Origin of the sequence: Sphingobacterium faecale (assembly GCF_016746095.1) — a bacterium.
Taxonomy (GTDB): domain Bacteria; phylum Bacteroidota; class Bacteroidia; order Sphingobacteriales; family Sphingobacteriaceae; genus Sphingobacterium; species Sphingobacterium faecale.
The window spans coordinates 187,167-199,726 of sequence record NZ_JAERTY010000002.1 but is presented as its reverse complement, the minus strand read 5'-3'; the positions used below and the strand labels follow the sequence as shown (position 1 = coordinate 199,726).

Annotated in this window: 15 protein-coding genes; 12 read left to right on the top strand and 3 right to left on the bottom strand. The window is 40.9% G+C overall.

Translation table 11 applies throughout. The annotated features are described in order from the left end of the window. The first annotated feature begins 79 nt into the window (after positions 1 to 79). The 12 genes from JKG61_RS03815 to JKG61_RS03760 all read left to right on the top strand — a co-directional run bounded on the left by JKG61_RS03815 (position 80) and on the right by JKG61_RS03760 (position 10,555). A complete protein-coding gene (locus JKG61_RS03815) occupies positions 80 to 1,057 on the top strand; it encodes a c-type cytochrome (protein WP_202101670.1) in 978 nt (325 codons plus the stop codon). A 17-nt stretch (positions 1,058 to 1,074) separates the two neighbouring features. After that, the gene (locus JKG61_RS03810) at positions 1,075 to 1,551 is read left to right on the top strand and encodes a DsrE family protein (RefSeq protein ID WP_202101669.1); all 477 of its coding nucleotides are present in this window, start codon (positions 1,075 to 1,077) and stop codon (positions 1,549 to 1,551) included. Between the two features lie 23 nt (positions 1,552 to 1,574). Further along, positions 1,575 to 2,486, top strand: a complete 912-nt coding sequence (locus tag JKG61_RS03805; RefSeq protein ID WP_202101668.1) for a substrate-binding domain-containing protein — start codon at positions 1,575 to 1,577, stop codon at positions 2,484 to 2,486. A gap of 222 nt (positions 2,487 to 2,708) precedes the next feature. Beyond that, positions 2,709 to 3,407, top strand: coding sequence for a lysophospholipid acyltransferase family protein (locus JKG61_RS03800; protein ID WP_237249367.1), 699 nt, complete (start codon positions 2,709 to 2,711; stop codon positions 3,405 to 3,407). A gap of 122 nt (positions 3,408 to 3,529) precedes the next feature. Then, positions 3,530 to 3,751: a DUF2795 domain-containing protein gene (locus JKG61_RS03795; protein WP_002996718.1), complete on the top strand. Its 222-nt coding sequence runs from the start codon at positions 3,530 to 3,532 to the stop codon at positions 3,749 to 3,751. Between the two features lie 105 nt (positions 3,752 to 3,856). Then, positions 3,857 to 4,312, top strand: a complete 456-nt coding sequence (locus JKG61_RS03790; protein ID WP_202101666.1) for a hypothetical protein — start codon at positions 3,857 to 3,859, stop codon at positions 4,310 to 4,312. Positions 4,313 to 4,547: 235 nt separating this feature from the next. Continuing rightward, positions 4,548 to 5,537, top strand: a complete 990-nt coding sequence (trpD, locus tag JKG61_RS03785) for an anthranilate phosphoribosyltransferase (protein WP_202101665.1) — start codon at positions 4,548 to 4,550, stop codon at positions 5,535 to 5,537. Between the two features lie 102 nt (positions 5,538 to 5,639). After that, positions 5,640 to 6,284 carry a phosphoribosylanthranilate isomerase gene (locus tag JKG61_RS03780; RefSeq protein ID WP_202101664.1) on the top strand — a complete coding sequence of 215 codons (645 nt, stop codon included), beginning with the start codon at positions 5,640 to 5,642 and terminating at the stop codon, positions 6,282 to 6,284. Next, entirely contained in the window at positions 6,259 to 7,443 is a 1,185-nt protein-coding gene (trpB, locus tag JKG61_RS03775; RefSeq protein WP_021068796.1) for a tryptophan synthase subunit beta, read from the top strand. The genes JKG61_RS03780 and trpB overlap by 26 nt, the downstream gene beginning before the upstream one ends. A 75-nt stretch (positions 7,444 to 7,518) precedes the next feature. Beyond that, positions 7,519 to 8,289, top strand: coding sequence for a tryptophan synthase subunit alpha (gene trpA / locus JKG61_RS03770; RefSeq protein ID WP_237249366.1), 771 nt, complete (start codon positions 7,519 to 7,521; stop codon positions 8,287 to 8,289). A gap of 101 nt (positions 8,290 to 8,390) precedes the next feature. Beyond that, entirely contained in the window at positions 8,391 to 9,836 is a 1,446-nt protein-coding gene (gene asnS, locus JKG61_RS03765) for an asparagine--tRNA ligase (protein ID WP_031301323.1), read from the top strand. 98 nt (positions 9,837 to 9,934) lie between these two features. Beyond that, positions 9,935 to 10,555 (top strand): L-threonylcarbamoyladenylate synthase, encoded by a 621-nt coding sequence (locus JKG61_RS03760; protein WP_202101663.1) that lies wholly within the window; start codon positions 9,935 to 9,937, stop codon positions 10,553 to 10,555. Here JKG61_RS03760 and JKG61_RS03755 read toward each other — a convergent pair. From JKG61_RS03755 to JKG61_RS03745, 3 genes are all read right to left on the bottom strand, one after another. Beyond that, entirely contained in the window at positions 10,550 to 11,011 is a 462-nt protein-coding gene (locus tag JKG61_RS03755) for an SRPBCC domain-containing protein (protein ID WP_202101662.1), read from the bottom strand. The genes JKG61_RS03760 and JKG61_RS03755 overlap by 6 nt on opposite strands. 71 nt (positions 11,012 to 11,082) lie before the next feature. Then, positions 11,083 to 11,676 (bottom strand): Crp/Fnr family transcriptional regulator, encoded by a 594-nt coding sequence (locus tag JKG61_RS03750; protein ID WP_237249365.1) that lies wholly within the window; start codon positions 11,674 to 11,676, stop codon positions 11,083 to 11,085. After that, the gene (locus JKG61_RS03745) at positions 11,646 to 12,557 is read right to left on the bottom strand and encodes an EamA family transporter (RefSeq protein ID WP_202101661.1); all 912 of its coding nucleotides are present in this window, start codon (positions 12,555 to 12,557) and stop codon (positions 11,646 to 11,648) included. Before JKG61_RS03745 ends, JKG61_RS03750 begins: the two co-directional genes overlap by 31 nt. Positions 12,558 to 12,560 lie beyond the last annotated feature (3 nt).

Genomic DNA, 12,560 nt, shown 5'->3' with positions numbered 1-12,560 from the left:
TGGTTATACCTCATAATATTTCTTTTCTTTTTGAACAATTTGAAAGAAAGTTTATTTGTAGAAATAACTATTCTGAAAGATGGAGTACAAAAGATTAACCAATTATGTAAAAGCACTCGGTGGTATTGCCTTATTATCATTAATAATGTGTGTGTGTCTCTTTCTCTTTGCTTACGAACAGGGAAGAGGTAATATCGCTTCTGCGAAAGAAGTCTTAGATGACAGCACTATTGTTCACGTGGCGGACTATGTTCCTATCACTTTTAAAGATGATGCTGAGGGCAAGCTCGCAGCCTACGGCGAAAAACTAATAAAAAACACCTACGATTATTTTTATGAAGACGGCAAAAAGATAGGCAACAACTTAGCTTGTAGCAATTGTCACCTTAATGGCGGAACAAAAGCTTTTGCGGCTCCTTACGTAGGACTGCACCAAGTCTTCCCAATATATATCGGACGTGAGGACAAAGTAGAATCGTTGGAAGAGCGGATTAATGGTTGTTTTGAACGGAGTATGAATGGCAGAGCTATTGCTGAAAACAGCAATGAAATGCGAGCCATCATCACTTATATCAAACAAGTAAGCCAACGTACACACAACGATAAGCGTCTAGACGGTCAGGGGTTCGTCAAGATAGAAATCCCGGATCGCGCAGCAGATTTAAAACATGGTCAGGTTATCTATGCCAACCAATGCTCAAGCTGCCATGGCGAACAAGGTCAGGGCCAGAAGAATCCAAATGCAGGAGGTTACCTATACCCACCGCTTTGGGGGGCTGACAGCTACAATGACGGGGCTGGTATGGCCCGCATGCTGACTGCCGCTCGCTTTATCAAAGGGAACATGCCACTAGGTGCGACCTATGACGAACCTCTGTTGAGTGACGAAGAAGCGTATGATGTCGCTGCCTACATCAATTCCTTTGACAGACCTAAAAAGGCAAACAAGGAAAAAGACTATCCTAATTTGGCAAAAAAACCTAAAGACTGTGCCTATCCTCCTTATGCGGATGATATCAGCGCAGAACAACACAAATACGGACCATTTAATTTTTAATAACAAATTATATACATATGAACAATAGCATTATTACCGCCTGCCTAATCCTATTTACAATAGCATTCCAAGGACAGAGCTTTGCGCAGGACAGTGACCTTCTTGCCAAGAACAAATCATTCCAAGGAGCAGTTGCAAAAAAGAAAAGCTATAAAGCCATCTACCAACTCGACAGTGATGATCCTAAAACCATTGCCAAGGCATTCCGAAATATCAACAATGCCCTAAAAGACCCACGTCTGCAAGGTAAACTCGAAATTGAACTGATTGCATTCTCGGGAGGAACAGAAGCATTCAAAAAATCAAACAGCCAATATGAAGAAGCGCTGAAAGGTCTCATTGAAAAGGGCGTGCATGTCGTACAGTGCCTTAATACCCTTGAAGAACGAAAAATAGCCAAAAGTGAACTTTATGATTTTCTCGCTTATGTACCGAGTGGCAACGGCGAGCTTATCTTGCGCGCCAGCGAAGGTTGGATTATTGTAAAACCATAACGACACCCCATATACATTCAGATATGAATTTTAGAAACATACTACTAGGTTTATTCTTACTGGTTTCGACCTTAGGAAAGGCCCAAGACCATAGATTTGATCCACCTTGGAACACTCCTCCAGCATCTGCAGTACACTTTACTGTACCTGGTATCAATAATGTACCAGATCTTTATGGAGATATCGTGGATCCACAACTCACCATATTTTTCGCGGGCAATCAATTTATGGTCGTAGACGACTTATTAGCGGCATTTAAGAAAGAATATCCCCAGTACCAACGTATATTCGTAGAGACATTACCTCCAGGAATATTGGCCAAACAGATACAAGGTGGTTCCTTGACTTTAGGCAATCTTCGTATCACGCACCAGCCTGACGTATACACCGCTGGCAAAAGAACGATTACCGAAATGAAAGATTACTTCAGTCACACCCAGATCTATTGTTACAACAACATCTGCTTGATGGTTCCTGAAGGAAACCCAGCCAAGATAACTTCGCTCAACGACCTGGCACAAGAACATGTACGTATCGCTATGCCCAACCCATTATGGGAAGGTATTGGCGAACAGATACAAGCATCCTACAAAAAAGCGGGTGGAGAAGCTCTTGTCAACAAAATCATGAAAGATAAAGTGGAGAAAGGCACTACCTATCTAACAAAAATACACCATCGAGAAAGCCCTATGCGCATCCTATATGGCGATGCCGATGTGGCTCCCGTATGGAGTTCCGAAGTCGTATATCAAAAAATAAAGGGACATCCTGTCGATGTCGTCGAGATCCCTGATGAGCTCAACTCTACAGCTACTTACATGGCAGCCAAACTCAAAACAGCCCCCCATCCAAAAGCTGCAGATGACTTCCTTAAGTTTATGGAGACGAGTACAGCCCAACAAATTTATCAGAAATACGGTTTCAGTATAAAATAATGATATTTCGCGAAGCATAAACACCCATAGTCCGCCAGCTGACGGATGACAGATAAAAAACAAGTTATGCACATATGAAATAAAACTTTCAAGAAAAGGATATCTAGGTATCCTTTTTTCTTTTTAAATTCGATTTTCATTAATGTAAATCGTATGGTGCAAATCCTAAAAAAGCTACATAGACTCTGGTATTTCCTCTGTCTACTTATCTTTTTCATTTTATTGTTTCCACTATTATACCTTTTGACTCGGAACCCCGAAAAGAATTATGCCGCTATCGTACGGGTAAGACGTATTATAGCCCTACTCGCCACAACATGTTCAGGTATATTTTTCAAAGTCGAGTTTGAATCTGAAATAGATTGGTCAATACCCTACATCATCTGTCCTAACCATACTTCTATCTTAGATATCACTGCTATTATCTTCATGTGTCCACAACCGTTTTCTTTTATGGGCAAAGTCGAGTTATTACGTAATCCAGTCACACGAATTTTCTTCAAGACGATCGATATTGCCGTGGATCGAAAAAGCAAAATATCTGCATTCAGAGCGTTCAAAAAAGCAGACAGTCTTGTCAAAGAAGGCAAATCGATGGTCATATTTCCCGAAGGAAAAATTGACGACGAATATCCTCCAAAACTTCATGAATTCAAATCAGGATCATTCAAACTTGCTATTGACAACCAGATACAGATACTTCCTGTCGTTATACAAAACGCATGGCAGATTCTATGGGACGGCGGTGAAAAATTTGGCTCTCGCCCCGGTACCATTCAGATAAAAGTACTCACACCTATCAGTACACAACTGATGACTACACAACAATCCGACGAAATACAAACCTTGGTCTACCATCGGATGCAGTCTTACTGGACCCTAGGGAAAAGTCTCCAAAATGTAAAAAACATGGAAGCCTAAAAACATATAAACCTCAAAAACAGAGCTATAAAAAAGAAAAACCTATTTAATACATAATTAACTTGCTTATATAAAATATAATACTATTTTTGCGAAAAAAGTAGAACTTAAATTGTAATACTATGTATTGGACTCTAGAATTAGCATCACACTTAGAAGATGCGCCATGGCCTGCGACTAAAGATGAATTAATTGATTACGCAATTCGTTCTGGTGCTCCAGTAGAAGTAATCGAGAATCTTCAAGCTTTGGAAGACGATGGCGAACCTTATGAAAACATTGAAGAGATTTGGCCGGACTATCCTACAAAAGACGATTTCTTTTTCAATGAAGACGAGTATTAATCCATCATAAAAATCGCACTTTTCTAAGTGCGATTTTTATTTTGTTCCTTTGGAAACACAACCAACCTTTCCTATGGGTTGATCGTCATTAAAAATTAAATAAAGATGAAAGTATTAATTAGTTTCTTATTGCTTATTCTATCCACTAGCTTACGCGCTCAGGAGTCCATCCCTAAAGATTATAATAAGGATATTAGGTACATTCAATCTTTTATCGCTGATCTTTCTGATGAAAACAAAGCTATCGATATCATATTAAGCCAATACCTTATTGTCGAAAATCCTTCCGACGAAATTTACGATTATCTCGAAGTATCCTTACAGGAGGTACGAATAAATCTTATGGCTAAAAATCTAAAAGAAATAGAGTATATTCCCTATAACAAGATGCCAAAGAAAGAAATTCGCGATATTGATCCCGAAGATCTAGATACCGACAACATGTACTTTTTACAATATAGAAAAAGACAGATGCTCGCTGTATACTTAGAGAACGACAAAGTAGGCTCTCTCACCTTAGTTTCTAAAGGAAACAACCTAGCACATTTTGTACTTTATTAAAAAAATCGAAAAAAACTTGACATTTTTAAAAACTTATTTGATATTTGTTACCAACGACTAAGTAATGAACAATTTTGTAATCAATAACGCATGGTGGTGGCACGACAGTTAATGTTGTGGCAGACGTCTATTGCTTGAAATTGATACAATCAAAGAATAGTGGGCTTGCCATATCGGCAAGCCTTTTTTTTTGCTCTTTTTTGAACAACAATCATTGACCTTTTACCATAAAAAAATGAAAGAAATACTAAGACATCTATTTGAGTACAAGTCATTCAGCCGACAGGAGGCCTATGATATCCTGACTCATATCGCAACAGGAAAATACGACAGTCATCAAATTGCCGCTTTTATGACAACCTATGGCATGCGCAGTATTCGTGTTGAAGAACTTACAGGTTTCCGGGATGCTATGTATGATCTATGTCTAAAAGTTGATTTTCAGGGCTATGACCTTATCGACATGTGCGGTACGGGTGGCGACGGCAAGAATACGTTCAACATCTCCACCTTAGCTTCTTTTGTCGTTGCCGGAGCAGGATACCACGTAGCAAAACACGGCAATGTAGGTGTGTCTTCGGGCTGTGGTTCATCCAATGTGATGGAATACCTGGGATATCAATTCACCAATGATATGGACAGTTTGAAGCGCCAATTGGATGAAGCGAATATTTGCTTTCTCCATGCTCCTCTCTTCCATCCAGCGATGAAAACGGTAGCTCCCATCCGAAAAGCACTGGGCGTCAAAACATTTTTCAACATGCTCGGCCCATTGACCAATCCCGCCAATCCGACCTATCAATCCGTAGGGGTTTTCAGTCTCGAATTAGCAAGGCTATACAACTATCTCTGCCAGAACACGGATAAACAGTATAGCATCATACATGCATTGGATGGATATGACGAGATATCCCTTACAGGAGATTTTAAGCTTATAAACAACGCTGGGGAAAGCTACTATACAGTCGAAGAATTGGGTTTTGAGCCTGTGACATCCGGCGAACTGGCAGGTGGTGACACCGTTGAGGAAGCGGCCAACATTTTCAATAACATTATTCAGGGAAAAGGTACCAATTCACAAAACAATGTCGTATTGACCAATGCTGCTTTTGCGATAAAGACCTTCCATCCCGAAAGAAGTTTTGGAGACTGCTATTACGAGGCAGAGGCCTCACTTTTGGGATTAAAAGCATTGGATAGTCTGAAGAAATTAGTAAGGAGTTAACAAGTGAATGAGTTATCCAGTGAACGAGTTATCAAGATACTAGACAACTCCATAACAAGATCACACGATAACTTGATAACTCCATAACAACATAACTAAAAAATGAATAACAACATCAAAATAAAGGTTTGCGGCATGCGAGATGTGGACAACATACGACAGCTCGTACAGCTTCCTATTGACTATATTGGGTTTATTTTTTATCCAAAATCCCCACGCTTTGTACAAGACCAAGCCCCGCCAATTAACGCTGCTGACATTAAAAAAGTTGGAGTATTTGTCAATTCTACGTTTTCTGAAATTATGGACAAAGTCCATACTCACCAGCTGGACGCAGTCCAATTACATGGTGATGAAACACCACAGCTCTGCGAATCTTTAAAAAATCAAAAGCTGGAGATCATCAAAGCTTTTGGAATCGACTGCACATTTGACTGGTTTACTCTAGAAAGCTATCTTGAACACATCGATTATTTCCTCTTCGATACCAAAAGCACGCAATACGGCGGAACCGGAAAAACCTTTAGCTGGTCGGCATTGACAGAATATCCCTATAACAAACCTTACTTTCTCAGCGGAGGCTTAGGGCCGGACAACCTCCAAGATGCGTTTAACATCAACGATAACAGGCTGTACGCAGTAGATTTAAACTCCAGGTTCGAACAACAACCCGGAATCAAGAATATTGAAACATTAACACAAGCATTATCAATCATACGAAATGAGCAAATACCAAGTAAACAATAAAGGCTATTATGGCCCCTTCGGTGGCGCCTACATTCCAGAAATGCTGTATCCTAACGTTGAACAGTTGGAACAGCAATACCTTACGATCTTAAATGATCCTTCATTCAAAGAAGAGTTCGAGCAGTTGCTCAAGGATTATGTAGGTCGCCCCTCCCCCCTATATCATGCCAAGCGTCTATCCGAACGCTATGGAGCCAAGATATTCTTAAAAAGAGAAGATCTTAACCACACTGGGGCACATAAGATCAATAATACCATTGGGCAGATCCTATTGGCCGAGCGTCTAGGAAAAAAAAGAATCATAGCGGAGACCGGAGCAGGGCAGCATGGAGTTGCTACTGCCACAGTTTGCGCACTAAAAGGGTTAGAATGTGTGGTCTACATGGGCGAGATTGATATTGCCCGTCAAGCTCCAAATGTCGCCCGTATGAAAATGATGGGTGCCAAAGTAGTGCCTGCAACCTCGGGCAGCAAGACACTCAAAGACGCGACGAATGAAGCACTCCGTGACTGGATCAACAATCCTGTAGACACCCATTACATTATAGGCTCCGTAGTAGGTCCTCACCCCTACCCCGATATGGTAGCCCGCTTCCAATCGATTATATCTGCCGAGACAAAAAAACAACTGTTGGAAAAGACAGGAAAGTCAACCCCAGATATCGCCATGGCCTGTGTAGGTGGCGGCTCCAATGCAGCAGGTATGTTCTATAACTTTGTCGATGATGAAGATGTCCGTCTTATCGCAGTAGAAGCTGCTGGCCTCGGTGTCGATTCAGGAGAGACTGCCGCGACCACCGTGCTGGGCAAAGAGGGCGTATTGCACGGTAGCCGCTCTATCTTGATGCAGACCGACGACGGCCAAGTCGTCGAACCCTATTCTATATCCGCAGGACTAGACTATCCTGGTATTGGCCCCCAACACGCTTGGTTGTTCCAATCCGGCCGTGGAGAATATGTCTCTGCAACCGATGATGAAGCGATGCAGGCAGGATTACTTCTTACACAATTGGAAGGAATCATTCCAGCCATTGAGAGTTCCCATGCACTAGCCCACCTTGAAAAAATGAAATTCAAAGGAGACGAAGTAGTCGTCATCTGTCTATCGGGACGTGGAGACAAAGACCTGGACAATTATATGAAGTATTTTAACTTGTAGTATTCGTTATCAAGTGAACAAATTATCGAGTTAACAAGTCGTGAAGACTTCTCGGTAACAAGATCACTCGACAACATGTTAACAAACCATAACATGCAACTCAATAAACACGCCAACGGACTGTTGTCCATATATTTTACTGCGGGCTATCCTACATTGGACAGTACCGTCACCATTGCCAAAGCGCTGGAAGAAGCCGGTGCTGATTTTTTGGAGATAGGATTCCCCTATTCTGACCCTGTGGCAGACGGTCCTACCATACAACACAGCTCCGAAGAAGCGCTCAAGAATGGAATGACGCTCCATGTCCTTTTTGAGCAGCTGAAAGACCTACGCAAACATGTTTCTATTCCTGTATTTCTGATGGGATATGTCAATCCTGTCATCCGATTCGGCGTAGAGAATTTTTGTAAGGCCTGTAAGGAAGTGGGTGTTAACGGGACAATTATCCCAGATCTCCCCATGTACGAGTATGAAGAACTCTATCAGCATATCTTCGAAGAGAATGGCATCAGCAACATCTTCTTAGTCACTCCACAGACTTCAGAAGAGCGTATACGAAAAATAGACAAATTATCAACGAGCTTTATCTATTTACTTTCGTCCAATGCCACCACAGGCACAAATCTCGAAGTAAAAGATCAAGCCGAGAGCTATTTCAAACGGATAAAAGACATGGACTTAGACAGCCCTTTTATCATTGGTTTTGGCATATCTGATCAAGCGACATTTCGCAAAGCCACCGCCTATGCCAATGGAGCTATCGTAGGCACCGCTTTTGTCAAACTGCTGAGTCAGGAAGATTATTTGAAAAAAATCCCTGAATTCATACAAAAGCTACGCTAGCGATACTTAGAATCATTAACATTTTGCGCTTTTATTATCAATTAGCCAATAATATAGCGTATTTTTGTAGTTGAAAAAAAGAAAATATTTCTATTAAAAAAATGGAACACACACGAATTAAAGAATTATTACAATCGGAAGATTTTGGAAAAGAAGTTATTGTCAAAGGTTGGGTTAGAACATTTCGTAATAACCAGTTTATAGCACTTAATGACGGTTCTTCTATCAATAATATTCAAGCCGTAGTTGATTTTGAAAACACGCCTGATTCGATTCTAAAAAGAATCACTACCGGTGCGGCAGTTCGTGTAAAAGGTAATTTGATCGAATCGCAAGGAAAAGGGCAGCGTGTCGAAGTCAAAGCCACTGAGGTCTCCATTATTGGTGATTCAGATCCAGAGAAGTACCCGCTACAACCCAAGAAACACAGCTTAGAGTTTTTGCGCGAAATTGCACACTTACGTGTACGTACAGGAACTTTCAATGCTATATTTAAGGTAAGAAACGCCTTATCATTTGCTATACACAAATTCTTCCAAGAACGTGATTTTGTATACTTTCATTCTCCGATCATTACGGGTTCGGATGCAGAAGGAGCAGGTGAAATGTTTAGAGTGACAACGTTAGACCCGATAAACCCACCGTTGACGGAAGATGGAAAGGTCGATTTCAAAGAAGATTTCTTCGGTAAATCCACCAACCTGACCGTATCAGGTCAATTGGAAGGTGAGCTTGCGGCATTAGCTTTCAGCAACATCTATACTTTTGGTCCTACTTTCCGTGCCGAAAACTCCAACACCACCCGTCACTTAGCAGAGTTTTGGATGATCGAACCGGAGATGGCCTTCTACGAGTTAGAAGACAACATGGATCTCGCAGAAGACTTGTTGAAGTATGTCATTAAATATGCCTTAGAGCAATGTCCTGAAGAAATCGAATTCTTGAAGAACAGATTGTTGGAAGAAGAGAAATCAAAACCACAAGCTGAACGTTCAGAGCTTAACTTGGTGGAAAAACTAAACTTCGTATTAGAAAACAACTTCGAGCGTCTAACCTATACAGAGGCCATCGAGATCTTATTGCGCAGCAAGCCCAATCAAAAGAAACAGTTCAAATACCTTATCGAAGGATGGGGCGCAGACTTACAGTCCGAGCATGAACGTTATTTGGTAGAGAAACACTTCAAAAAACCGGTAATCCTTACGGACTACCCTAGAGAGATTAAGTCTTTCTATATGAAACAGAACCAACCTGATGCACAAGGCCGTCATACCGTACGCGCTATGGACATCCTGTTCCCAGGCATCGGAGAGATGGTAGGGGGGTCCCAACGAGAAGAAAACTTAGAAAAGCTTCTGACACGTATGGCCGAAGTTGGTATCGAAGCAGAAGAGATGGAATGGTTCTTAGATACACGTCGTTTCGGTTCTGTACCGCATTCCGGATTTGGCGTTGGCTTTGAGCGCTTGGTATTGTTTGCAACAGGAATGACCAATATCAGAGATGTAATCCCTTTCCCACGCACACCGAAAAACGCAGAGTTTTAACATAAAAAAACAGCAGCCAAAACAAATCATTTTGGCTGTTGTTCTTTTAAATAAAAGGGATTCATTTACATACACTGTATTAAACAATAACAAGCCACATGCTATTAAAAATATATAACGACAAGCCAAACGAGAAATACATCGACCAAGCAGTCGACATCCTACGCAAAGGAGGAGTTATCATCTACCCTACAGATACGGTGTATGGCATAGGCTGCGACATCACCAATCAAAAAGCGATTGAACGTGTATGTCAGATACGCGGACTAAAAACAGACAAAGCCAACCTTTCCTTTATCTGTTATGACCTTACCGATATCGCACAGTACACCAAACCATTTGACACCACCGTATTTCGAGTCTTGAAAAAAGCACTACCTGGTCCTTTTACTTTCATTTTCAACGCCAGTGGTCAGGTTCCCAAACTCCTAAGTTCAAAAAAGAAAACGGTAGGTATCCGTGTTCCAAACAACAATATCGTTCGAGAGATTGTCAAACAATTAGGCAACCCTATTGTAACAGCATCGATCCACGACGAGGATGATATCATCGAATACTCTACTGACCCCGAGCTTATCTATGAGAAATATCAAGATCTCGTCGACCTGGTTATTGACGGAGGTTATGGTGATAATGTGGCATCTACTGTTGTCGACGTTACGGAAGGAGAATTTGAAGTTATACGTGAAGGCAAAGGAGATTTAGAGCAATACCTATAGCTTGGGCTCTAATAATCCCATTTTTTTCTCGACGCGCAATTTTAACGCTTCATTAAAAAGCTGAAATCCCTTTTTCGTTTCCACATCAATCATCTTTTTGAGAAAGGGAATTAACAGTCCAGAAAATAGTTCTCCTTGTACAAGTCGAGTCTGTCCATTATCCAAGTCTTCTAAGATAAAATAATGTTCTCCATCAAAAACTCCATTGATAAAAAGTTTTCCCTTCCATCGAAGCTCACGATCCTTGTCTAGCTTCAAAAAAATCGGATTCATCGTTATGCTCGAACCATTCGGCTGTTGCAATAATACTTTAGTCCGTTTTCCAACCTGAGGAATATTTCCGAATTTCCGGATAGTTGGACTCCATAAACCATACTGCGAGAAGTCGCTTAAAACGGTCCATACAGCTTCCGCTGGGGCATGAATTAAAATTGAAGTTTCTATATTGCGTTTCATAACACAAAGTTATGTCGTTCAAGACTCAATGCTCTTGACATTTATCAAGAATACAAATTGTCGCTAAAAATTCAACTCCCTACTTTACTCCGTATACGACTCAATGTCTCGGGTGTCATACCTAGCACAGAAGCAATATATTGTAGAGGGACTTGATTAAAATAGGCTTTGTGTTGCTCAAAATAGTGTAGATAGCGTTCTTCAGCAGACAGTGATATAAAGTCAAACACCCTTTTTTCAAGAATCATGAAACATTTGGCTATAAAACGTTTTTCCAAGACGTTCCACTCGGGTATCAATGCTTCAAAATGCTTATAGTCATCTTTATATAACGAGAATATTTTTGCATCAGTAAGTGCCTGAATTTGCCATCGACCAGGTTGGTCAAACAGAAACGACGATAGATCCGTAATAAAATAGCCACTGCCACCGATCCATTGCGTTACTTCCTTTGACTCCGTCTGGGCAAATACACGGAATAAACCCGACGCTACGAAGCTCAGGCGATCTGCTCGCTGTCCTTGCCCAAGAAAAAACATTCCTTTAGCCATCTGCTCTTCAACAAAATAGGGACTTATTTTCCTTACCTGCTGAGGAGGCAGGTCAAATACCTGTTGCAACTGAGCCTCGATATTCATGCCGTTAAAGCCTCTTCTTTCTTCCATGTCCGCACAGATCGGATATATGCAATATTAAAGATAGCGACGGCCATAAAAATCAACGCATATGCAATAATCTGTACCCCATTAATAGCTTCATGAAAATAAAAAACAGCCAATAGAAAAGCTATAGTAGGATTGATATAAAGCAATATCCCCACGACCGAAGAGTCCAGTCCCTTTAAGGCATACATGTTTAAAAATAACGGAATAATCGTAAACAGCACTGCAATCAACAATACGTATACATAGAAATCAGTTCCATGCACCGTACCTTGAGGCAAGATATACAAGAGAGGGGTTAAAAGAACCGTACAGATAATAATATGCAGATTTAAAGTAAAAAATTTATCCAATCGATTGTTGCCTTTTTGAAGCACCAGATAAGTAGCATATGAAAATGCAATGACAAGACTATATATCATATCCATAAAATGCCCATAGGCCAACATGAAGCAAGCCAAAACACTAAGCCCTACCGCCAGCCATTGCCCCCGATTCAGCTTTTCTTTCAAAAACACACTGGCGAGTACAGTAGTAATAATCGGACATATCAGATAGGCGAGTGAAGTTGCATTGACACTGACATTATTCATGACGTAGATAAACAAAAACCAGTTTAACGCTAACATCATTGCGCTACACAGCGCATGCAAGAATACATTTCTTCTGTCCCGACTGGACATATCCCGAAGCAACTTTATATTGGCCTTGGTCACGGCAGGCCTGACAAGAAAACTAATCAATAAGATAGCTCCAGAAGCAAACAAGACCCGATACAACAGAATATCCAAAGAAGCATAAGCACCCAATGGCCGCAATACCAAGCTGAATGTTCCCCAGACAATAAATGAAAATAGTGCCGCAGCGTAATATTTGACTTGCATTTT

Excerpts from the sequence above, each read along its gene's own strand:
- JKG61_RS03815 (WP_202101670.1), top strand. The coding sequence starts at position 80 with ATGGAGTACAAAAGATTAACCAATTATGTAAAAGCACTCGGTGGTATT.
- JKG61_RS03810 (WP_202101669.1), top strand. The coding sequence starts at position 1,075 with ATGAACAATAGCATTATTACCGCCTGCCTAATCCTATTTACAATAGCA.
- JKG61_RS03805 (WP_202101668.1), top strand. The coding sequence starts at position 1,575 with ATGAATTTTAGAAACATACTACTAGGTTTATTCTTACTGGTTTCGACC.
- JKG61_RS03795 (WP_002996718.1), top strand. The coding sequence starts at position 3,530 with ATGTATTGGACTCTAGAATTAGCATCACACTTAGAAGATGCGCCATGG.
- JKG61_RS03790 (WP_202101666.1), top strand. The coding sequence starts at position 3,857 with ATGAAAGTATTAATTAGTTTCTTATTGCTTATTCTATCCACTAGCTTA.
- trpD (WP_202101665.1), top strand. The coding sequence starts at position 4,548 with ATGAAAGAAATACTAAGACATCTATTTGAGTACAAGTCATTCAGCCGA.
- JKG61_RS03780 (WP_202101664.1), top strand. The coding sequence starts at position 5,640 with ATGAATAACAACATCAAAATAAAGGTTTGCGGCATGCGAGATGTGGAC.
- trpB (WP_021068796.1), top strand. The coding sequence starts at position 6,259 with ATGAGCAAATACCAAGTAAACAATAAAGGCTATTATGGCCCCTTCGGT.
- trpA (WP_237249366.1), top strand. The coding sequence starts at position 7,519 with ATGTTAACAAACCATAACATGCAACTCAATAAACACGCCAACGGACTG.
- asnS (WP_031301323.1), top strand. The coding sequence starts at position 8,391 with ATGGAACACACACGAATTAAAGAATTATTACAATCGGAAGATTTTGGA.
- JKG61_RS03760 (WP_202101663.1), top strand. The coding sequence starts at position 9,935 with ATGCTATTAAAAATATATAACGACAAGCCAAACGAGAAATACATCGAC.
- JKG61_RS03755 (WP_202101662.1), bottom strand. The coding sequence starts at position 11,011 with ATGAAACGCAATATAGAAACTTCAATTTTAATTCATGCCCCAGCGGAA.
- JKG61_RS03750 (WP_237249365.1), bottom strand. The coding sequence starts at position 11,676 with ATGGAAGAAAGAAGAGGCTTTAACGGCATGAATATCGAGGCTCAGTTG.
- JKG61_RS03745 (WP_202101661.1), bottom strand. The coding sequence starts at position 12,557 with ATGCAAGTCAAATATTACGCTGCGGCACTATTTTCATTTATTGTCTGG.